A 22,391-nucleotide genomic window follows, 5' to 3' on the forward strand; every position below is an offset into this window, starting at 1 on the left:
CTCCGGGCCCATTCCATGCCCGTATCTATTGACGAATCACCCCGTAAACGAAGACGATCCGAATAGGCGGGATCAACAGGGTGTTGACGGGATCGGCCGGGATCCCGGTAGGCCCCTCATTGGGCGGTACTTAGAGTGTCGCGTGCGGCTCGCTGCGCTTCCAAGACTTGCTCGGTGGTCATCTCGGCGGCGATCGCGTCTCGGCGTTGTCGGGCGTCCTCATGGCCTTGTGCAGCCGCAAGATTCAACCATTTGTGTGCGGAGACGTAATCTGTTGGCACGCCTTGCCCCTCGGAGTACAGGATGCCGAGGTTGTTCTGAGCGCTGGCGTCGCCTTGGTCAGCCGCGCGGCGGAACCATCTGACGGCTTCCCGGTAGTCCTGCTCTACGCCACGACCGTACGCGTACATACCGCCAAGATTGTTTAAGGCGGCGGCGTCCCCTTTGTCGGCCGCGAGGCGGTACCACTTGACGGCTTCCTCGTAGTCCTGCTGCACGCCTCGACCGGTTGCATACAGAACGCCGAGACTGCTCTGTGCCTCAGTGTGTCCTTTGTCCGCTGCGCGGCGGAACCACTCGACGGCTTCCTCGTAGTTCTGCGGCACACCCCGACCGTGTGCGTGCATGATGCCGAGGTTGCTTTGCGCTTTCGCGTTTCCCTGGTCAGCCGCGCGGCGGAACCACCTGACGGCCTCTCCGTAGTCCTGCAGCACACCTCGACCGTGGTCGTACATGCTCCCGAGATTGTTCTGAGCAGCCGCGTCTCCTTGGTCACCCGCTAACCGGAACCACCGGGCGGCCTCCTCGTCGTCTTGGGCGACGCCTCGCCCGGTGGCGTAGACGTTCCCGAGATTGTTCTGGGCGGTAGCACTACCTCCTTCGGCCGCGCGGCGGTACCACCGGGCAGCTTGCGCGTAGTCCTGCGGCACACCTTGACCGTTGGCGTACATGACGCCGAGATTGTTCTGCGCAGTGACGTTTCCTTGGTCGGCCGCACGGCGGAACCACCTGACGGCCTCTCCGTAGTCCTGCGGCACACCTTGACCGAGGTAGAACTCGATGCCGCGGTCAGTTAGTTCGTTGGAGTCTCCGTGCTCCTCTAAGTTCAAGAGAAGGTCGGGGCCAGAACCGGATGTCAGTTGAACGTCTGCTACCGAGGCCTGCTGATCCGTGTCTAGTCCGGTCCCGGAGTGATCTGTCAGGTGTTCTCTGGTCCAGGCCTGGATGCTCAGGAGTTCGGTGTTCTGTGTTGCTAGCTGGTTCGAAAAGGTGTCGCGCAAATCGGTGATGCGACCGTTAACGGTGGCGAATTGGTTGAGCAAGAGGCCGGCTAGCGCGACGCCGGTGCCGATTATCCACTTTGTCTCGGTACTCATACGGGCCAGCGTAGCATACGATGACCAGAGGATCGCGAAAAGCGGGACGGGAGGGTCGGCGAGAGCCGCCCGCTCCGTGAAGTCCGGATCAACAAGGGCCGGTCGCGCAGAGGGGCGCCCCCACAGAATCGCCCTGGAGCCGCGGCATCGTCAAGAGGCCGCCAGTCCCGTTCAGTAAGGTCGAGCGCCTCGGCCAGACGAATCGGCAGCGGCACCACGAACCGGTACGGCAGTTTCAGCATGACCGGCAGGAGCCGGACCTTGTGCAGGTCGATCAGGCACGAGGCGTCGTTGACGATGACGGATGTCACCGGTCAAGCGGCCCTCGGATTTCCCATTCGACGTCTTGAAGCGAGCACTTCAGCAGCTCCGCCGCCCGAACCGGAGAGATCAGTTCCTCTCCCAGCGCGCGCCAGACCAGACGCTCAAAGCGCCGGGGTCGTTCGAAGGTCGCCAGTCCCTCGTTGTCCACCATCGGTTCCGGTTCGCGCTTCCGCCACGAACGGGCGTACGTCCGGAAGGCGTACTCGACGGAGGCAGGCGGCAGAATACGGACGTCGCGAAGACGGATCAGAATGGCCGCAGCCGACATTCCGTAGAAGTGCTTCAGCCGCATCAGCTCCCGGTAGGGGAGGCGCCGGCGGTGCGGGCCCACCTGGGCGCGCAGATGCTCGGCGGGCGCCAGGAACGCCGCGGCGAACCGGTGCATCGCTTTCTCTATCCGGATGTCCGAACGGCCCGCGTCACGGATTACTCGGTGCGCCAGCTCGTGCGCCAGCGTAAGCCGCCGACGCTCGACGTTGGTTCGGACCGAGATGACAACGGCTTCGGTGCTCGGGCGGCCCCCACCGCGGGCGACACCGCAGGCGAGGCCGTCGTAGCGTGCCGGCAGATCGGCCGCCACGACCCGGATTCCGCGATCCTCAAGCAGGGCGGTCACGCTCGGCACTGGATCGAGTCCGAGATCCCAACGCCTTCGTAACGCACCGGCCTTGTCCTCGACCTCGTCGAAGCTCCCGACAAGATCACAACGCAGGTCGCCGAACGGATCCGCAGGAGGCGGGATCTCCAGGATGTCCTCTATGGTGAGGTAGTCCTCGAGCTGCTCGGTGACGATCGCTTCCGCGCGCGCCCGATCCTTCGCCGACGTGCCGCTATGCTTGCGAAACTCGATGCCGGTCAGTGCCTCGACCTGACTGCCGGTCAGGAAATCGAGCGACACGTCGAGCGTCCGGCCGAGTCCGATCAACACCGCCGAGCTCGGCATCATCCTGCCGGCCTCGTACTTGCTGATCGCCTGCGCAGTGATCGGCGGGGACAGCCGCTCCGCCAGTCTGCGCATCGAGAAACCCGCCTTTTTCCGGGCCAGCCTGAGCCGCTGTCCGAACATGTGCCTCCTTCCACGCGGTTTATGATATCGTTCTGGATGGAAAAAATACAACCTGGAGATGACAAATAGCTCCCAAGAACCAGCATGTAGTGCCACGGCCGAACGGCTGGGCAGTCAAAGCCGAAACGAATCAGCGTGCGACCTCCATCCACCGCACACAGCGATTGATGCCGCGCGCGATGTGGCCGTCAACGTCGGCTCGGAGGTCATCATTCACGGCCGGGACGGCCGGATCAGAGAACGCAACAGTTACGGCAGCGACCCCTTCCCTCCGCGTGGCTGAACGACGGGAAGCCCACGACGGACCGTCGCCGCGCGCGGATCGGAGACGACTCATTGGCCGCCGTCGTAGCCGACGTGGAACACCGGCCGTCCACGCACACCCCGACGGAAAGAGTATCGACCGCCGTCACAGGTCTACCGTCGCGCACACCGTCAGCACGCGGCCGCCCCGCCGGATACGGTAGGGCTGCTTCACCCCGGGACTGACCACGTAGTCGTTCCCCTCCGGATAACGGGCACGAAAGGCATCGATGGCTTTCGCTTCCACCTGGTCCGGATTGATCTTGCACTCCACCAGATCCACCCGATTCCGGGCGCGGCGGATCACGAAGTCGACCTCGCGGTGCAGCTTGTCGCGCCAGTAGAAGACCCGCTCGTCCCCGAACCGGATGCGCAGGGCGTCCAGAACGAGGTGCTCCCACAGCAGCCCGCGGTCGTCGTCGCGGATACGCTCCCAACCCTTCTCGAAGGTGACGAAGCCGGTGTCGAAGGCGTAGCACTTCGGACGCCTGACGATCTCGCCCGCGCCGCCGCCGTGGAAGGGACGCAGCAGATGCACGGCATGGGCGGTCGCCAGCGCCTGCACGTGCGACATGACGGTCGGGCGGCTCATCTCGCTCAGCGTCGCCAGGCGGCCGTAGTCGAGCTGGCCGCCGCTCTGGCGCAGCAGCACGCGGAACAGCGCCAGGAACCCGCGGCGGTTGCGGACACCGAACAGCTCCAGGACGTCGCGCGCGTAGAAACTGTCCATCCATTCGCTGAAGAACGCAGGTTCCTTGCGCGCGGCGAGCAGCGGCTCGGGCAGGCCGCCGTGCAGCAGGCGGCGGTCGAGGTCCGGCGCCCCGAGCCAGTCGGCGCATTCGTCCCACGGCACCGGACACAGGTGCACGGCCTCCTTCCGCCCCGTGAGCGCGTCGCGGAACTTGCGCGTCGCGGCCAGCGTGGAAGATCCGGTCGCCAGCACACGCAGCCCCGGATAGGCGTCGGCCGCTATCTTCAGCAGGCGGCTGGGATCGTCCAGGCGGTGCACCTCGTCGAGAACCAGCACCGCGCCGGGCGGCTGGCCGTCGAAGTACAGTTCCGGGTCGGCGAGCATCCGTCCGACGGAGGGCAGATCGCAGTTCAGATACACCGCATCCGGCAGCATGCGGGCGAGCGTGGTCTTGCCGACGCGGCGGACGCCGGAGAGCCAGACTATGGTTCGGTGGGACCAGGCGCGCGCGATGCGGTCCAGCCAGTATTTCCGGCCCACCATACAGTCTATTTTATATTTGGTATGACTAAATGTAAACTATGATTACAGGCATGAGCAGCAACCCATGACTGCGTTCTCGCTCCTCGATCTCTCCCCCATCCCGGAAGGCGCCGATGCGGATGTCGCCCTGCGCAACTCGGCGGACCTCGCACGGCACGCGGAGCGCTGGGGCTACCGACGCTTCTGGCTGGCCGAGCACCACAACATGCCCGGCATCGCGAGCGCCGCCACCGCGGTGGTCATCGGGCACGTCGCCGCGGCCACGTCGACGATCCGCGTCGGGGCGGGCGGCATCATGCTGCCCAACCACGCGCCGCTGGTGATCGCGGAGCAGTTCGGCACCCTCGCCACGCTCTTTCCCGGGCGCATCGACCTGGGACTCGGCCGCGCCCCAGGCACCGACCAGCGCACGAGCCGCGCCCTGCGCCGCAATCTGGACGGCGACGTCGACGCGTTTCCGCGCGACGTCGTCGAGCTGCAGCAGTACTTCGCCGCGCCTGCCGATCAACGGGTGCGCGCCGTGCCCGGGATGGGGCTCGACGTTCCGATCTGGATCCTCGGATCGAGCCTGTTCGGCGCGCAGCTCGCGGCGGCGCTCGGACTGCCCTACGCCTTCGCCTCGCACTTCGCGCCCGCGCTGCTGATGGACGCCATCGCAATCTACCGCGAGCGGTTCGAGCCGTCGGCGCAGTGCGCGAAGCCCTACGTCATGGCCGGGCTCAACGTCTTCGCGGCCGACACCGAGAAAGAAGCGCGTCTCGTGCGCACGTCCGCGCAGCAGGCAATCCTCAGCCTGCGCCGCGGGAGGCCGGGCAAGCTGCCGCCACCGGTGGCAGGCTTCGAGGAGCGGCTGTCACCGGTCGAGCGTGAGATCCTGAACCAGTCTCAGTCGTGCTCCGTGGTCGGACCACCCGACAAAGTCCGAGCCGGAGTCGCGGCGTTCGTCGAACGCACGCGGGCCGACGAGGTGATGATCGTCAGCCACATCTTCGACCACGACGCGCGGCTGCGTTCGCTGGAGATCACGGCCGAGCAGGCGATCGCCCGGCCCATCGGCGTCCGACTCCCACCTGGAACCCGATCTCCTGTCCGGCAGCGCCCGAAGACTCTCGACGCGCGGGAGCCGGTTCGAGCGCACCGGCCGCCCGCTACTCCTGCTCCAGGTACCGGCCCCGGAGCGGGCGGCCGGGCTGCACGCCCTCGACCAGCGCGCCGTCGCGGACGACGAACGTGCCGCCGACGAGCACGTGCTCGATGCCAGCGGAGTACTGGTCCGGCGCGTCGTAGGTCGCGCGGTCGATGATCCGCTGCGGATCGAAGATCGTCAGGTCCGCGTCGCTTCCGACCTGCACGCGTCCCTTGCGGGTCATCTCGGGCACGATGGACTCGATCCGGCGGGCCGGCAGCAGGGTCATCTTGTTGAGGGCGTCCATCAGCGACAGAACGCCGCGGTCGCGGGTGTAGTGGCCGAGAATGCGGGCGAAGGTGCCGGCCCCGCGCGGGTGGGCGCGGCCCTGGCTGAACGGAATGCCGTCGCTGGCCGCGATGACGTCGGGCTGGCCGACGATCCACTCGTTGATCTCCTCCGACCGACCGTGCATGATCACCCACCCGCCCTGGCGCCGGTAGAGCGCGAAGGTCTCCGGCGTCAGCCGCTCGCCGGTGTCGACCCACTGCAGCGCCCGGTAGGCCTCGCGCGGGCGGCCGTCCCAGCCGTCGAACAGGGGCGACTGGATGAGCGACGCGCTCGCGGTGTAGGGATACGCCTCGGTGGTAACGTCGATGCCCCGCTCCCGCGCCCCGCGGATCATGGCCAGCGCCTCCTCCGCGCGCGCGCCGGCGGTGCTGTTCATGTGGACGATGTGGAGCGGCGCGCCGGTGACCGCGGCGTTGGCGATGACTTCCTGGAACGGGGCCAGCGCGCCGCCGCGCCGGAACGCCGCCGCGGATCGCAGGTGGATGAACGCCGGCGCCTCGTACTCCGCCGCCACCTGGAACATCTGCAGCAGCTCGCGGTGAGTCGCCCCCGGCGTATAGCTCACTCCGAAGCCGAGCCCGATTCCCCCCTCGCGCAGGCCGCGCACCATGAGCTGCCGCAGCCGCGCGATCTCCTCGTCGCTCGCGGCGCGATAGAGGGTGTCGTCGGCGCTCTCGCCGAGCGAGAACGTCCCGTTCGCGTTGCCGCGGGCGAAGGCGCTCCCGAGGGCGCGGATGCGCGCCGCCTGGTGGCTCACCGACACGCCGTAGTTGATGAGCGACGCGCCGCCGCGGCGCGCATACCAGCGCTCGACGGGAAACGCCCCGATCTCGAGCTCCAGCGCGGTGGTCACCCCGTCCATCGCCTGGTAGCGATTGCTGGCCGGGTCCTGGCCGTGCGCGTGGAGATCGACGAAGCCGGGGGCCACCACGAGGCCTGCGGCGTCCACGGTGGCGCTCCCCTCCAGCGGGTCTTCGGAGATCGCCACGACCGCGCCGTCCTGGATTCCGACGTGGCGCACCGCGTCGAGCCCGCTCTCGGGATCGATGACCCGTCCGCCGGCAATCACCAGATCGTGCGCCTCGCGTGCGGACGCGACCGGCTCCATCAGCGCCGGTTCGCCGCCCGAGCACGCCGCCGCCGCGCACGCGACGGCAAGGGCCAGCGCGCAGATCCGTTTTCGCCCGAGGTCTGCCGAGTCCGCCGCGCGTCCGACCGCCGACCAGCCGCGCCGATCCGGGTCCGTCGAGCATTGAGCAGTCATCACCACAACCCCAGTACCTTCCACCACGCGATCCCCACCGCCAGCCAGATGACCAGGTTGACCACCGACGAGTAGAACCCGGCGCGCCACCAGTCGCGCAGGCTGACGTAGCCCTCGATGAAGATGACGGGCGACGTCGTCGTGCCGTAGTGGGTCAGGCAGGCCTGCAGGTTGTTGAGGAAGAGCAGGCTGTAGACCACGATCCCGGCCGGCGCGCCGACCCCGACGAGCAGCGTGACGAACGGACCGTAGAGCGCCAGCGCGTGCACCGTCGTGCTGGCGAAGAAGTAGTGCGTGTAGAAGTAGATGACCAGGGTGACGATCAGCACCGCGATCCACGGGACGCCGGTGAACCAGGCGCCGACCCACCCGGAGAAGGCCACGGTCACGCCGGTCTCGTTCAGCAGGCCGCCCATGGTGAGCAGCCCGCCGTACCAGACGAAGACGTCCCACGCCGACCGCTCGCCCAGGGCCGCATCCCAGGTCAGCGTCCCGGTTACGAAGAGCACGCCGAGACCGATGAAGGCGACCAGCCCGGGCGACAGCCAGTCGACGTACGACGAGAGCACCCAGAATCCGATGAGAAACACGAACACGCTCAGCACGACCGCCTCGGCGCCCCGAATGGGACCGAGCCCGTCGAGCTCGCGCTGGGCGAAATCGCGTGCGGCCGGCGTGTGCCGGATGTCGGGCGGCACGACCCGCAGCATCAGCAGCGGCACGGCCACGCTCGACACGATGCCCGGCGCCAGCGCGGCGACGAACCAGCTCGTCCAGGTGACCTCGATCCCGGCGAACTCGCGCGCCAGGTCGCCGAGCAGCAGGTTGGCGGCGCTGCTGTAGAAGAACATCGCCGAGGCGATGGTGCTCGTCTGGTACATGCACGTCATCAGGAACGTGCCGAGCCGCCGCGAGGTCTCCCCCGGCTCCGACTCGTAGAGGGTGCTGATGCTGCGCGCGATGGGAAAGACGATGCTGGCCGACCGGGCGGTGATCGACGGCACGCCGGTGGCCAGCGTCAGGTCCGTCAGGTGCAGCGCGTAGCCCAGGCCGAGCGACGTCCGGCCGATGGCGCGCACGAACCAGAGGGCGATGCGCCGTGCGAGGCCGCACTCGCGCAGCGCGCGCGACATCAGCATCGCGGCCAGCACCATCCAGACGGACGCGGCCGAGTAGCCCTCCAACGCCCGCGCCATCGGCACGCGCCCTACCAGGATCACCATCGTGATTCCGAGCAGGACCACTTGCGAGCCGGGCAGCGGCTGCAGCATCAGCCCGGCGATGGTGGCGAAGAAGATGCCGGTGATGCGCCACCCCTGCGGGTCCACACCGTCCGGAACCGGCAGCACGTGCGCCACGAGCACATAGATGCCGAGCAGGGCGAGCAGCCGGACCGGCTTGCCAGCCATGACCGGGGCCTAGTCGACCCGCTCGAGAACCGCGGCCAGCCCCTGACCGACGCCGATGCAGAGCGTCACCAGGGCGTAGCGGCCCTCGACCCGCTGCAACTGGCGGACGGCGGTCAGCGTCAGGCGGGCGCCCGACGCGCCCAGGGGGTGGCCGATGGCGATGGCTCCCCCGTTCGGGTTCACCCGGCTGTCGTCCTGATCGATCCCCAGCAGCTTCAGGCAACCGAGCACCTGCGTGGCGAACGCCTCGTTGATCTCGATGACGTCCATCTCGGCCAGCGTCAGCCCGGCGCGGGCCAGCGCCTTCTTCGAGGCAGGCACCGGTCCCAGCCCCATGACCCGCGGCTCGACCCCGGCGGCCGCCGCCGAGACGACGCGCGCCAGCGGCGCGGCGCCCACCTCCTCGCCCGCCGCGCGCGACCCGACGATGAGCGCCGCCGCGCCGTCGTTGATGCCGGAGGCGTTGCCGGGCGTGACCACGCCGCCCTCCGCCAGAGGCCGCAGCGTCGCGAGCTTCTCCGGACTGGTTCCGGGCCGCGGGTGCTCGTCGCCGGCCACCTCGGTGGTCTGCCCGCGCTTCGGCCCCGGCACGACGACCGGGTGGATCTCGCCGGAGTAGAAGCACTCGGACTTCGCCCGTGCGTAACGCGCCTGGGACCCGGCGGCGAAGCGATCGCTTTCGCCGCGCCCGATGCCGAGGTCCTTCGCGACTTCCTCGGCCGTCTGGAACATCGCATGATCGCCGAACGCAGCGGTGGCCCGCCGGTTCGGGAAGCGCGACCCGAGCGTGGTGTCGAACGTCGTGAGCTGCCGGCCGTAGGCACGTTCCGCCTTCGCCATCACGAACGGCGCCCGGCTCATGCTCTCCACGCCGCCGGCCACGAACAGGTCGCCCTGCCCGCACGCCACGGCCCGCGAGGCGTCGACCACCGCGGCCAGCCCGCTCGCGCAGAGCCGGTTCACGGTCATGCCTGCCACCTCGACCGGCAGGCCGCCCAGCAGTCCCGCGCGCCGCGCCACGTTGCGGCAGTCCTCGCCCGCCTGATTCGTGCAGCCGGCGATCACGTCCTCGAACCGGTCCGCGGCGAACGGGCCGCGCTGCACCAGTGCGCCGACGAGGTCGCCGAGCAGGTCGTCGGCGCGGACCGGCGCGAGCGCACCCGCGTGGCGGCCGAACGGCGTCCGGAGGCCGTCGTAGATGAAGGCGTCGATCATCGGATCATTATAGGGTCCGCACGGCTGCGGCTGAACGACGATGCGGTTCAGGCCGGACAGGCGCAGGACCTGATGGATCGTGCCGTTGCCGCGTCCGACTTGCGGCTACCGCAGCAGGTCGAGAAGGTGCGTGTACTTCAGGATCACGCTGCGTCCGCTGCCCGGAAGAATGAAGTCGCCCAGCCCGTCGGACTGGTTGTACACGAAGAACAATCCGGTGTTGCCCTCCTGCAGCCAGCCGAAGCGGAGATTGACCGACCACAGGTTGGCGCTGTCGTTGTACTGAACGAGGCTCTGAGCGAATACTCGGGGAGAGAAGTTGTAGGCGATGCGGCTCGACGCCAGGTTCGTCACGACGTGCCCGGCCGGCAGGTCGATGTCGTTGCGGCTCCACCGGAGCTCGACGTTCAGCGCCTCGCCTCGCCGGAAGTTGAAGGTCGGACCGACCACCTGCAGCGCGCCTCCGAAGAACCCGCTCTGCTGGTAGCGGACCCCGTAGCCCATCCGGGCCGACCGGTCCGAGTTGTAGCTGAGGTTGATCTCGTTCCAGTGGTACGACCCGGGGGCCACCGGCACCCCGGAGATCGTGAACGGGCGGATCACGCCCTCCTTCCGGACGTTCCACGCCGAGATCACCATTGAGCTGTCCTCGAACTCCGTGAAGTTGTCCATGTGCAGCAGCGAGGTCTCGATGAAGCCCGTCTCGATGTCCCAGAACCGGTTGAACGTGACGTGGGGCTGCAGTTCCTGAATTCGGAGCCAGTTCGATGGCGGCCGGGAGGTGTTGAAGATCCCGGCATCCACCTTGCGAAACCCGGTCCGCCGCACGAAGCCGACCTCGGGATTGAAGTCCCTGCCCATCTCCATGACGCTGCCGCGCAGGCGCCACGCCTCGGTGTTGTAGTCGACCGCGAGGTCGAAAGCGTGATCCTGGTCGAAATGCCGTCCAGCGCGGAACGGCGTCTCCGTCCTGGCCGCGAACCCCGAAACCGTGCCGTTCTGGCCGAAGCCCCAACGCCCGTCGAGGGCGTAGGTCCGGTTGTAGTTGTCGGACCCGGCCAGCGGCCCGGTGGCCTGCCGGTTCACGAGCAGGCCGCCGACGCTCGACCGGTTGGGAAGATCGTGCCGCAACCGCGCCACGGTGAAGTTGTTGGCGGGCGTCGCGCTGCCGACCGCCTCGGTCTGCATGTTCAGGAAACCCACGGTGACGTCTTCGGACACCCTCCCGGACAGCCGCGCGCCGCCCAGGATGGGGATGGCCTGCCCCGCGTCGCCGATGCCGATGCGCCGGCTGAAGAAGAGCTCCGTCTGACCCGGGTCGTTGAACGCCGCCCCGCCGCTGTTGGTCACCGTGAAGGCCCCGGCGTTCTCCAGGAAGAACGGGCGTTTCTCGGGAAAGAAGAGCCGGAACCGATCGAGGTTGATCTGCTGCTCGTCCACCTCGACCTGCGCGAAGTCGGTGTTGTAGGTCAGGTCGAGGGCCAGTCCGGACGTCACGCCGTATTTCAGGTCGCCGCCGAAATCGCCCAGTGCGAGCGTGCGGCCGTCCGGCCGGTCGACGCGATCGACCGTCTCGCCGATGACATAGGGAGTCATCTGCAGCGTGCGCCAGAGCCCCTCGGGCGCCCGAACGCCGCCCAGTTGCCCGGCGAGCGAGACGCGGAACAGGTCGAACTGCCGCGGCAGGGGCGCCCAGTACGCCAACTCGTTGCGCCGGCGGATGTTGCGTTGGAAATTGAGGCCCCAGGTCTGCTCCCGGCCGGCCGGGAAGCGCAGCGTGCGAAACGGGATGGCGAACTCGGCCGTCCAGCCCACGTCGGAGATGGCCGTGCGCACCTGCCACACGCCGTCCCAGTTCTGGTTGAAGCCACCGCCCGCGCCTTGCGTCTGGCCGCCGCGTCCCATGCCGCTGCCGCCCGCCCCCTCGTTGACGAGCTGCCCGTCGTACTCCTGTCCTGAGGGACTGGTGCCGAAGATGAAGCCGTTCTGCCGGTCGAGAAACGTGTCGAGGATGAGCTGGAAGCTGTCGCTGTCGGCGAGCGACGAGTCGCGGCGGCTGTCGGTGACGATGATCGCCGACGGGTCGTCGTCGTAGCAGACGACGCCGAAGTAGAGGGTGTCCGCGGTGTAGACGATGCGAACCTCGGTGCGCTCCGAGGCCGGCCGACCCTCGTCCGGCTGCGTCTGCACGAACCCGGTGGCCGGCGGGGCGAGCGCCCACGCGGGATCGTCGAGCACCACCCCGTCCAGGACCGGCGCCACCGCGGCTTCCACGGCGGTCGCGCTGCGGGCGCCGCCGATCGCCGCTATCTCGAAGCCGGCCGCCGACTGCGCCGTCTCCGCCGCCTCGACCGGCGCCGGCGACGATCCCTGCCCGGCCTGCGTCCGTCCCTCCCGCGGGACGGAGAACAGGACCAGGGCGGCGGCAAGCCCGACGGCGGCCCCCCGACCGGAGCCCCGGGGCAATCTCCCGGCAGCGCCCGCACGCCGCCCCTCCACCCTGCCCGGGCGCCCGCAACCGGGCAAGACACCGCATCTGTCCGCCGGACCGCTCGTCATGGGTTCAGGCCGCGCGGCGGCGCGGCTCAGTCGAGGACGTCGAACAGATAGCTGTACTTGACGATCACGCTGCGGCCGGCGCCCATCGGCACGTAATCCATAAGGCCCTCGGTCTCGTTGTAGACCAGGAACAGGCCGGTGTTGGCGTCCTGCAGCCAGCCGAAGCGGAAGTTCAGCGACCAGAGCTCGGCGCTGTCATTGTGCTGCAGCAGTGTCTGCACGAACACGCGGGGTGAGAAGTTGTAGCCGGCCCGCACGCTGGTCAGGTTGGTGATGGTGCTGCCCGACGGCAACTCGATGTCGTTGCGGCTGTAGCTGAGCTGCAGGTTGAAGATCTCGCCGATACGGGCGCGCACCTGCGGTCGCAGGGTCACGATGGAGCCGCCGAAGAACCCGCCGGCCTCGGCCCGGATGCCGGCGCTGACCGGGGCCGAGCGGTCGTAGTAGAACGACGAGCTCACCTCGCCCCAATCGTAGCGTCCCGGCGGAATCGCCAGACCGGAGACGGAGAACGTGTCGAAGACTTCCTCGCTGCGAACGTCGTACGCGATACCCGCCGACGAACTGTCCTCGAACTCGCCCTGGAAGTGGGTGTGGAGATAGGTGGTTTCCGTAATGCCGTCGAAGTTCCAGAAGTGGCTGTAGGACATGTGCGGCGTAAGCTCCTGGAACTTCAGGAACCCCTCGGGCCGCGAGGTGTTCTGGACCGCCAGGTCGTAGTTGCGGAACCCGGTGCGCGTGACGAAACCGACCTCGGGATGGAAGTCCTCGCCGTTCTCCTTGTAGCCGCTGCTGATGCGCCACATCTCGGAGTTGTAGGTCCCCGACAGGCTCAGGGCGTGATCGCGGCCGACCAGTCCGGGTGTCTGGGTGCCGCCGTAGAAGCCCGACACCATGCCGTTCTGGCCGATTCCCCACCGGCCGTCAATCGCGTAGGTACGGTTGTAGTCGTCCGCGTGGGAGAGCCGCCCGGTTCCCTGCCGGTTGACGAACAGCCCCCCGATGCTGGAGCGGTTGGGCAGGTCGCGGCGCACGCGGGTCACGGCGAAGTTGTTGGCGCCGGCGACACCCTCCACCCCTTCCGTCTGCATGTTGATTACGCCGACGGTGAGATTGTCGGAGACCTTGCCCGACAGGCGGGCGCCCGCCTGGATCGGGATCTGCGTTCCCGCGTCGCTGATCCCGATCCGCCGGCTGAAGAACAGCTCCGTCTGGCCGAGCTGGCGTCCGCTCGCCGACTGGTTGTTCACGGTGAAGATGCCGGCATTCTCCAGGAAGAACGGCCGCTTCTCGGGGAAGAACAGGTTGAAGCGATCGAGATTGATCTGCTGGTCGTCCACCTCGACCTGCGCGAAGTCGGTGTTGAACGTTCCGTCCAGGGTCAGGCCCGAGTTGATGCTGTACTTCAGATCGGCGCCGTACGCGTAGTCGCCCTGCATCGTCGACGCCCCGGCGTCCGCGCGGTGGCGGACGCCGGTCTCGCCGATGGCATAGGGCGTCACCTGCAGGTTGTTGGTGAGACCGGCCGGGGTGGCCAGCCCGGCGAGCTGGCCCGCCATCGACACGCGGTACAGGTTGTACTGCCGAGGCAGCGGGGCCCAGTAGGCGATTTCGCTGCGGCGCCGGATGTTGCGCTGGAAGTTGACCCCCCACGACTGGAATTCCCGTGCCGGGTATCGGACGGTCGTGAACGGGATGGCGAACTCGGCGCTCCAGCCGATGTCGGAGATAGCCGTCTGCACCTGCCACGCGCCGTCCCAGTTGAGGTTGAAGCCGCCGGCGCTGCCCCGCGAGAAGCCGCCGCTGCCCGATCGTCGCGAGGACCCGCGCGAGCCCCCCTCGTTGATGACCTGCCCGTCGTACTCCTGACCGGCCGGTGTCGTACCGAAGATGAAGCCGTTCTGCTGGTCCTGAAACGTGTCGAGAACCATCTGGAAGCTGTCGGCGTCGGTCATCGACGAGTCGCGCCGGCTGTCGCTCATGATGATGCCCGACGGGTCGCTGTCGTAGCAGACGACGCCGAAATAGATGGCGTCGGCCGTGAAGAGGACGCGCACCTCGGTCCGCTCCGTCGCCGGCAGACCCTCGTCCGGGAAAGTCTGGCGGAATCCCCCCACCGGCTGCGCGGCGGCCCAGACGGGATCGCCGAGCACGTTGCCGTCCATCCGGGGCTCCTGCTCCACGCGCACCGCGCGGACCACCTTGATCGACGACTGGGCGGCGAGCTCGAACCCCGCGACCGCGCGCGGCACGGGCACATCGCTTCCCGCCGGGTCGCTGCCCCCCGAGCCGTTCCCCGACGGCGCGCTCTGCGCACCGGCGGACACCGCGACCAGGCAGGCCGCCGCAGCCAGAGCAGCGGCGCGTCGCAACCCGCCCTCGGTAATCGCCATACCGGTTCGCGCGCAACAAGTCGTGTTCATGCTGGAGTACCTGTCGGTCAGGACGCCCACGGACTCGACCCCGCTTCGTCTACCCGAACTCGAACGGCATGCCGGCGGCCATGCACCGACACTCTTGCAGTCTACCGCAAACGCCGTCAAGCTGTAACGGCTTCGCGCCCGGTCCGACGTTTCGTGGAGGTCCGCCCCATGTCGCCATTCGACCACGCAGCTGCTCCTGCGCGCCCCACCCTGCCTGCATGCATGTTGGCGGCCGGCGCCATCCTGCTTCTGGCGTCCCGCCCGGCCGCAGCAGCACCCTGCGCAACCCTCTCGAGCCTGGATCTGCCGGACACCGCCATACAGAGTGCGGACGTGGTTCCGGCCGGCGCGTTCACGCCGCCGGGTACGAACGCGGCGCTGACGATTCCGGCGTTCTGCCGGGTCGTGGGGGTGACGCGGCCGGCCGTCACCTTCGAGGTCTGGCTGCCCGTGGACGACTGGAACGGGAAGTTCCACGTCTCGGGCAACGGCGGCATGGCAGGCGTCGTCAGCTATGGCGCCATGGCCGGCGCGCTCCGACGCGGCTACGCCGCCGCGAGCACCGACACGGGGCACGTGCGGCCCGGCACGGGCGGCTTCGACGCCTCCTGGGCGCTGGGCCGGCCGGACCTGGTCGAGGACTTCGGGCACCGGGCCCTCCACGTCACGGCCGACAACGGCAAGGCGATCACCGCGGCGTTCTACGAGCGGCCTCCGCGCTATTCGTACTTCGTGGGCTGCTCGAAGGGCGGGCAGCAGGGACTCATGGAAGCGCAGCGCTACCCCGGCGACTTCGACGGCATCGTCGCCGGCAACCCGGCCAACGACTGGACGCGCTTCTATGCCGGCGCGCACCTCTGGTACGCCCTCGCCACCCTGCGCGATGCCGGCAGCTACATTCCCCCTGCCAAGCTCCCCGCGCTGGCCGGCGCGGTCAACGCGGCGTGCGACACCCTGGACGGCGTCGAGGACGGTGTGCTCGACGACCCCCGGCAGTGCCGGTTCGACCCGGCGGCGCTCACGTGCCCCGACGGGGAAGACCACGACGGCTGTCTCACGCCGCCGCAGGTGCAGGCGGTCCGCTCCATCCGGGCCGGCTCGCGCGACTCCGCCGGAGAGGTGATCTTCCCCGGCCTGGTGCCGGGCGGCGAGAACGGACCCGGCGGCGGCTGGGGCTCGTGGGTGACCGGCCGGGAACCGTTCACGAGCCTGCACTGGCTCGCGGCCGAGGGATTCTTCAAGTACATGGTCTTCGAGGATCCCGACTGGAACTTCCGGACGTTCGACTACGACGCCGACCTCGCGTTCGCCCTCGAGAAGGCGGGAACGGCGCTCGACAGCGCGGACCCGGACCTCGACCGGTTCCACGAGCGCGGCTCGAAGCTGATCGTCTACCACGGCTGGAGCGATCCGGACATCTCGCCGCTCGGATCGATCAACTACTACGAGGACGTGCTGGCGGCGGCCGGCGGCGCCGCAGGGTCCGGGGAAGCTGCCCGCGACCAGGTGCTCTCGGATACGCAGGCCTTCTTCCGCCTGTTCCTGGTCCCCGGCATGGGACACTGCTCCGGTGGTCCGGGCTACAACCGCGTGGATCCGCTGCCCGCGCTCGAGCGTTGGGTGGAGGACGGCGTCGCGCCGGACACGATCCTGGGCACGCGCGTGGAGGACGGCGAAGTGGTCCGCAGCCGTCCGATCTGCGCCTACCCGGCGGCTTCGACGTGGGACGGCAGCGGGGACCCGGACGACGCGGCGAGCTTCAGGTGCGTGGCTGACCGGTAGCGCCATCTCGTCACCCTGGGACGAGCCGACTTGCCCGGGGACGTGACTCGACCCTGGCAGTGATGTTCATCAGGTCGGGAAATCCAGGCGACGCACGTCCCTCGTGCCCTTCTCACAGCAGGTTCTGCCTCCGGGCTTCATACCAAACGAACGGCGACCATTCCCTCAGGGTCTGTACGTCTCCGCCGTCGACATAGCGGGCAAAGCGTTTCGCCCGCATCTCGTTGTGCTCGGGGCTATCGAGCTTCAATCGGGCGATGGTCCTCTCGGCCCCGATCCTCAGCTCGTCATCGAGGCTCGGATTGGCTCGGATTCTTCCAGTCGCCAGATCGAGTATGAAGGTATTCGGTTCAAGACCGATGGGATCCAGAATGTCGTCGAATCTGCCCTTGTTGCGGTTCGCTGCAAGACAGGACAACCTGTAGTTGCGCCACTCGTACGCGTCTCCGGCATTCCTCGACTTGGCGACGAAGTGATCCGTCGACGCGGCGCCGGTGCACCACTCGAAGTAAATCGCCAGGTATGCGCACACGCCGGAATATGCATCCCAGAGCTGCCGGTTGGACCGCCGCCAGTACGGCGGAAGAGCAGAGGGATCCGGTGGAGGCGCATCCGGTTCGACGCCATGGCTCGCCAGCCAAGTCCGGCCGCGCCGCCGCACATTCTCGTGGAAGTCTGGCGGTTCCTCCTGCAAATCGACGGGAATCACGTCGGCCAGCCCTTCTTCCGACAGATGTGGTGCCAGTTGAGCAGGAAATAGTCCTTCGGGCTCAACGCCGCGAGGAGATCATCATTCATCTGCCTGATCCGCTCGAGGTCGGGATCCTCGTCGTTCAGCAGCGCCTGGGCGTCGTCGACAAGCCGTTCGTACTCCAACGGCCGTCCGCTCGAAAGGTCGAACGCCTCGCTGATGAGCCAGGTTGCGGCGTCGCCCCGCTTCTCGAAATCACGGCGGCGGAGAACGACTCCTTCCTGCTCGAAGTCGAGATCGAACCAGGCATCGGTACCGGCGTCGAACTCGGGCTCGATGGACGCCATAATCAACGGGGAATGGGTTGCGGCCAGGAGTTGCACCTCCGCATCCGGATTCAATTCCTGCATGGCCGAGAGCACGGCCGGAACGACGCTGCGCTGCCACGCCGGATGCAGATGGGATTCGATTTCGTCGATGAGGAAAGTGACCTGCCCGGCCGGCTCCTCGCCGAGTTGCCCGGCCGCGTGCTTGTGCTCCTGCCAGGCCCAAACGAGGCAGTACGCCAGCGCCATGATCCGGCGCATCCCGGCCGATGCGTGTACGACGGCGACATCCTGTCGATAGGGCATGCGGAGGGTCGGCATGTCCCGGGCATCGTCGAGGCTGATCCGTGTGAGGTCGCCCGGCGCCAGCGTCTCACCACCGGACGGAGACATCCTCTTCAACAGTCGCTTCAGGTGTTCGAACGCGGCCCCATTCTCTTTCTGCCAGCCCGCCCAGTCGCGAATCAATCCGTTGCAAACCCAGGTTCCGTTGTCTCCCGGCAACCCGTCCCAAACCTCGGCAGGATCGAAGACATAGGCCGGACGGCGGTCCTGCACGTCTACGCCCCCCCGACTGCGCCAGTAATTGCGACTCGGATCCCAGATGGCGAAGCTGCCGTCCGACATCGCGTAGAGCACGAGCCCCGGATTGGTCGGACGGCCAGCACGACCCGTCCAGGACTGGTCTCGACGCGAGTAGCTGCTTTCGTAGTCTTCGCTCGTCGTCTTCCCGGTGAAGGAGAACCCGATGATCGCCGTACCCGAACCCGCCGGCCGGGCCGCCTTCCCCGTGGTCAACTTCGCGTTGATCTCCGCCGGCCATTTTCGGGTCAGGGTCCACCAGGCGATGTCGAGCAGGAAACTCTTCCCCAACCCGTTGTCGCCGGTCAGCAGGTTGAGGCGCCGACCGAAATCGAGATCCATCGACGGCGCCGGGCCGACGTTGGTCAATCGCAGGCTCTTGAGCATCGTATCGAGCGAGTCGGACGAACGAGAACCGCGCGTGACTCCCGGCTGCCGGCCGTTGGCGCAAACCGGCCACCGGCGAATCGTGATGTTCTCCACCGGGTGCGCCCGCCGGCTCCAAGTGACGTCGATCAGGCATTATAGAGGGCAGCCCGTCGCTGACGCCGCGCATCCCGTCGAGGACAGTGCGGGTCGATGCGGCGCCGCGCTGAACGCCATGAACCTGCACCTCGCCGTGCTCCTCGTCTACGCCGCGATCCTCATGGGCGTCGGCCTGTGGATCGGCCGGCGCGTGCGAAGCTCGACCGACTTCTTCGTCGCCGGGCGCCGGCTCGGTCCCTCGCTGCTCTTCTCCACCATGCTCGCCGCCAACATCGGAGCCGGCTCGACGGTGGCCGCGGCGGGGCTCGGCTACGCCGACGGCCTGAGCGCCTGGTGGTGGGTGGGATCGGCGGGACTGGGATCGATCGTGCTGGCCTTCTGGATCGGCCCGCGTATCCGGCGCATCGCGGCGGATCAGGGACTGCACACGCTGGGCGACTATCTCGAGTACCGCTTCGGCGAACACGTACGAGCAACGATCACCGTGCTCTTGTGGATGGGAACCCTGGCCATCCTGGCCGCGCAGATCATCGGCATCGGCTGGATCCTGAACGTGGTGGTGGGTCTTCCGCCGTGGCTCGGCTGCCTCATCGGCGGCGGCGTCGTCATCGTCTACTTCACGGCCGGCGGGCTCCTGACCGCCGCGTGGGTCAACGCCGTGCAGCTCGTGGTGCTGCTGGCCGGCTTCCTGGTGGCGCTGCCGCTCACCGTCGCGAGCGCGGGGGGCTGGGGTGCCATCCAGACCGCGACGCACGCGGTCGACGACTACTGGAACGTCTGGCAGGGCGGGAGCTCGGGCTGGTTCTACCTGGCGATGCTCGGTCCCGCCTTCATCATCTCGCCGGGGCTGCTCCAGAAGACGTACGGCGCCCGCGACGATCGGACCGTGCGGCTGGGAGTCGGGCTGAACGCCGCCGTGCTGCTGGTCTTCGCCGCCCTCCCGCCGTTGCTGGGGATGATCGCCCGGGCGGTCGAGCCGGGGCTGGACAACCCCGAGCTGGCGCTGCCGACGCTGTTGATGCAGGCCCTGCCGCCGGCGGTGGGCGCGCTCGGCTTGGCCGCGATCTTCTCGGCCGAGGTCAGCTCTTCCGACGCCATCCTGTTCATGCTGGCCACGTCGCTCTCGCAAGACCTCTACCGGCGCTACGTCGACCCCGACGCGAGCGACGGGCAGGTCCTGAAGGTGGCGCGCCGCGCGGCCGTGGCGGGGGGGATTCTCGGCACGGGGCTCGCCGTCGGCGCAGCCTCGATGGTGAGCGTGCTGGGGCTGTTCTACAACCTGCTGACGGTCAGTCTCTTCGTGCCCGTGCTCGGCGGACTGTACACGCGGCGCGTGGGACCGGCGGAAGCGATGGGCGCCATCGCCGGCGGCGTCGGGACCTACGTGGCGGTGGAGGTGCTCGCCATGGGCGAGCCCGTGCTCGGAATGACGCCGGCGATGATCGGTCTGCTGGGCGCCCTGGCCGGCTGCGGCCTGACCGCGGGAGCCCGGAGCGGCGCACCGCGACGATAGTCACGAACGCCCGGGCACCCGACCCTCCCCCCAACCGGCATCCGCAATCCGCCGGACCGCCCGCCGCACCGCCGCCGGCACCGTCTGCTCCGCGATGTCGCCCGCCGCACCGTAGCGTTCGAGGCGGCCGACCTCGGCGACGAGGCGGGACGCGAAGGCGGCCGGCGCACGATCCATCGACCGCAGCAGATCGGTCTCCGGTGGACAGCACCGCACGCGGACGCCGGGCGCCTGGCGCGCGAACGTGGCCGCACAGCGGCGCATCACGAACGGCTTCGCCACGAGCAGCGCAGAACCGGCCGCGACCCCCCGGCGGCCGAGCGCGGCCAGCCCGTACAGCACGTTCTCGAGCGTGTTGCCCGCCTCGGTCTCCGCGACGATGGCCGCGGAAGGGACGCCGCGGCGCAGGAGCCTGTCCCTGAAGACCAGTGCTTCCGGCTGGTCGAAGACATTTCGGGTCATCCGGCCGTAGCGACCGCTGACCAGCACGAACGGCGCATGCCCCGCCTGGTAGAGGCGGGCCGCGTGATCCGGTACGGCGAGAGCCTGGCTGCCGAAGACGAAGATGACGTCCGCGCGCGCCGGCCGCTCGGCCACTGTCAGATAGTCCCAGACGGGAGCGACCAGCCGCGCGAAACCGGCTGGAGGTAGAGATGTCGCATCTGCCGCCGGGTCGCTCATGCGATGCTATGATGAACGGTCAAATGCTCCACGGGAAGCGGCCTCCGACCGACCTTGCCACGCTCGCTCTGGCCGGCGCCGGTCTGGCCCTCGTGATCGGACTGCTTCCGCTCACTGCCCAGGAGCCGGCCGCGGGGCTCACGCTGATCACCGAGGAGGGGCGGCGGTCGCTCGACACGGTCCGCGTGCGGGACAGCGAAGCGATCGCCCTCGACGATCTCTCCGCCCTGTTCCGACTCGATGTCGGGGAGGAGACCGGGGGCCGAACAATCACCGTCGACGCCGCCGGGGGAACGGTGGTCCTCACCGCCGAGCAGGCGCTCGCAACGGTCGACGGACGGCTGGTGTCGCTGGACGGCCCCGTGCATCGATTCGCGGGACGCTGGTTCGTCCCGCTCGACTTCGTCGGCCGGGCGCTCGCGCCCATCCACGACCAGCCGCTCGAGCTCCGCCGGCGTTCCCGACTGCTGCTCGTCGGCGCGGTGCGTGTGCCCCGCGTCTCGGCGCAGTACCGGCCGCGGGCGCAATCCGGCCGGCTGCGGCTGCAGATCACTCCCAACACCGCCCACGAGGTGACGGAAGAGCGCGGGCGCCTGCTGATTCGTTTCGACGCCGACGCGATAGACGTCGTTCGTTTCGCGGAGCCGCGGGGCGAGGCCGTTCGCGCCATCGAGCTGCTCGACGCGCTGCCGGGATTCGCCATCGAACCGGGTCCGGCCTACGCCTCGCATCGAATCGTGAGCGGCGAGTCGGGCAACTCGACCGAGCTCGTGGTCGACCTCGAAGAGGCGGCCCCCGCGGTGGCGGCGGCGAGTCCGGCGGCACCGGCAAGCTCGGCCCCGGACCCCGGCCTCGGCGATGCGGATCCGCTTCCCGATTTCAGCGCCCCGTCGGAGATTCGCACGATCGTGATCGATCCGGGCCACGGCGGCGCCGACGGGGGAGCGCAGGGGCCGGAGGGTACGCTCGAGAAGGACGTTACGCTCAGCGTCGCGCAGCGGCTGCGCACCCTGCTCGAGCGGCGCCTGGGCGTCCGCGTCATCCTGACCCGCACCGGCGACACCCTCGTCGCGCTCGACCGGCGCGCCGCGCTCGCCAACAACGACCGGGCCGACCTGCTGATCAGTCTGCACGCCAACTCGGCGCTGCGCGACGTCGCGACGGGAGCGGAGGTGTACTACCTCGGCATCGACGAGTACGGGGCCGAGGCGCGCGAGCTGGCCAACCGCGATGGACGCTACCTGCCGGTGTCGGGCGGCGGCTTCCGGGAGATCGACGTGATTCCGTGGGAGCTGGCCCAAGTGCGCCATCTCGCGCCCTCCGCGGATCTGGCGGAATTCGTCGGCGACGAGTTGCGCCTGCGGGTTCCGATGAGTCCCCGGCCTGTCCAGCAGGCCCCCTTTCGGGTCCTCGTCGGGGCGAACATGCCCGCCATCCTCGTCGAGATGGGGTTCATCTCGAACCCGGAGCAGGAACGCGAGATGGGGCAGCCCGGATTCCAGACGCGGGTGGCCGAGGCGATCGTGGCCGGGGTCGTTCGTTTCCGGGACTACCTGGCGACATACCCCTATGCGCCGGACGAAGAGACCGCCGCCGACCCCGGCGACGCCGCGCCGGCCGGTGCCGCCCAGGACCCGCAGCAGCGCGACTAGGAGTCTGCGCCGCAGAACGCAGCAACGC

General features: G+C 68.7%; 13 protein-coding genes and 2 pseudogenes. 5 read left to right on the forward strand and 10 right to left on the reverse strand.

Annotation, left to right across the window (positions count from 1 at the left end; all coding sequences use genetic code 11):
* Positions 1-116 precede the first annotated feature (116 nt).
* Together F4X11_11675 and F4X11_11680 are read right to left on the reverse strand one after the other, a co-directional pair.
* A complete protein-coding gene (locus tag F4X11_11675) occupies positions 117-1,376 on the reverse strand; it encodes an SEL1-like repeat protein (protein MYN65672.1) in 1,260 nt (419 codons plus the stop codon).
* A 307-nt stretch (positions 1,377-1,683) separates the two neighbouring features.
* Entirely contained in the window at positions 1,684-2,766 is a 1,083-nt protein-coding gene (locus F4X11_11680; GenBank protein MYN65673.1) for an ImmA/IrrE family metallo-endopeptidase, read from the reverse strand.
* 65 nt (positions 2,767-2,831) lie between these two features.
* Here F4X11_11680 and F4X11_11685 point away from each other — a divergent pair.
* Positions 2,832-3,049, forward strand: a pseudogene (locus tag F4X11_11685) (DUF2188 domain-containing protein).
* Positions 3,050-3,175: 126 nt separating this feature from the next.
* Here the strand turns inward: F4X11_11685 and F4X11_11690 are convergent.
* Entirely contained in the window at positions 3,176-4,303 is a 1,128-nt protein-coding gene (locus F4X11_11690; GenBank protein ID MYN65674.1) for an ATP-binding protein, read from the reverse strand.
* Between the two features lie 64 nt (positions 4,304-4,367).
* Between F4X11_11690 and F4X11_11695 the strand changes: the two are divergent.
* Positions 4,368-5,336: pseudogene (locus tag F4X11_11695) on the forward strand (LLM class flavin-dependent oxidoreductase).
* Between the two features lie 115 nt (positions 5,337-5,451).
* Here the strand turns inward: F4X11_11695 and F4X11_11700 are convergent.
* The 4 genes from F4X11_11700 to F4X11_11715 form a co-directional block, all read right to left on the reverse strand.
* The gene (locus tag F4X11_11700) at positions 5,452-6,888 is read right to left on the reverse strand and encodes an amidohydrolase family protein (protein ID MYN65675.1); all 1,437 of its coding nucleotides are present in this window, start codon (positions 6,886-6,888) and stop codon (positions 5,452-5,454) included.
* 155 nt (positions 6,889-7,043) lie between these two features.
* Positions 7,044-8,453 (reverse strand): DASS family sodium-coupled anion symporter, encoded by a 1,410-nt coding sequence (locus F4X11_11705; protein MYN65676.1) that lies wholly within the window; start codon positions 8,451-8,453, stop codon positions 7,044-7,046.
* Positions 8,454-8,462: 9 nt separating this feature from the next.
* The gene (locus F4X11_11710; GenBank protein ID MYN65677.1) at positions 8,463-9,668 is read right to left on the reverse strand and encodes a 3-oxoadipyl-CoA thiolase; all 1,206 of its coding nucleotides are present in this window, start codon (positions 9,666-9,668) and stop codon (positions 8,463-8,465) included.
* A 105-nt stretch (positions 9,669-9,773) separates the two neighbouring features.
* Positions 9,774-12,134, reverse strand: a complete 2,361-nt coding sequence (locus F4X11_11715; GenBank protein MYN65678.1) for a carbohydrate binding family 9 domain-containing protein — start codon at positions 12,132-12,134, stop codon at positions 9,774-9,776.
* Between the two features lie 851 nt (positions 12,135-12,985).
* Between F4X11_11715 and F4X11_11720 the strand changes: the two genes are divergently transcribed.
* Complete coding sequence (locus F4X11_11720) at positions 12,986-16,432, forward strand: tannase/feruloyl esterase family alpha/beta hydrolase (GenBank protein MYN65679.1); 3,447 nt, start codon at positions 12,986-12,988, stop codon at positions 16,430-16,432.
* 112 nt (positions 16,433-16,544) lie between these two features.
* Here the strand turns inward: F4X11_11720 and F4X11_11725 are convergent, their stop codons facing one another.
* Positions 16,545-17,141: a hypothetical protein gene (locus tag F4X11_11725; GenBank protein MYN65680.1), complete on the reverse strand. Its 597-nt coding sequence runs from the start codon at positions 17,139-17,141 to the stop codon at positions 16,545-16,547.
* Complete coding sequence (locus tag F4X11_11730; GenBank protein ID MYN65681.1) at positions 17,138-18,418, reverse strand: AAA family ATPase; 1,281 nt, start codon at positions 18,416-18,418, stop codon at positions 17,138-17,140. The genes F4X11_11725 and F4X11_11730 overlap by 4 nt, the downstream gene beginning before the upstream one ends.
* Positions 18,419-18,452: 34 nt before the next feature.
* On the opposite strand from F4X11_11730, the gene F4X11_11735 reads away from it, so the two are divergent.
* The gene (locus F4X11_11735; GenBank protein ID MYN65682.1) at positions 18,453-20,030 is read left to right on the forward strand and encodes a sodium:solute symporter family protein; all 1,578 of its coding nucleotides are present in this window, start codon (positions 18,453-18,455) and stop codon (positions 20,028-20,030) included.
* On the opposite strand, the gene F4X11_11740 is transcribed toward F4X11_11735, so the two are convergent.
* The gene (locus F4X11_11740; GenBank protein MYN65683.1) at positions 20,031-20,711 is read right to left on the reverse strand and encodes a YdcF family protein; all 681 of its coding nucleotides are present in this window, start codon (positions 20,709-20,711) and stop codon (positions 20,031-20,033) included.
* On the opposite strand from F4X11_11740, the gene F4X11_11745 reads away from it, so the two are divergent.
* Positions 20,684-22,363, forward strand: coding sequence for a hypothetical protein (locus F4X11_11745; protein MYN65684.1), 1,680 nt, complete (start codon positions 20,684-20,686; stop codon positions 22,361-22,363). The genes F4X11_11740 and F4X11_11745 overlap by 28 nt on opposite strands.
* Positions 22,364-22,391: the final 28 nt, after the last annotated feature.

The sequence above is a fragment of the Acidobacteriota bacterium genome, from assembly GCA_009861545.1.
Taxonomy (GTDB): domain Bacteria; phylum Acidobacteriota; class Vicinamibacteria; order Vicinamibacterales; family UBA8438; genus WTFV01.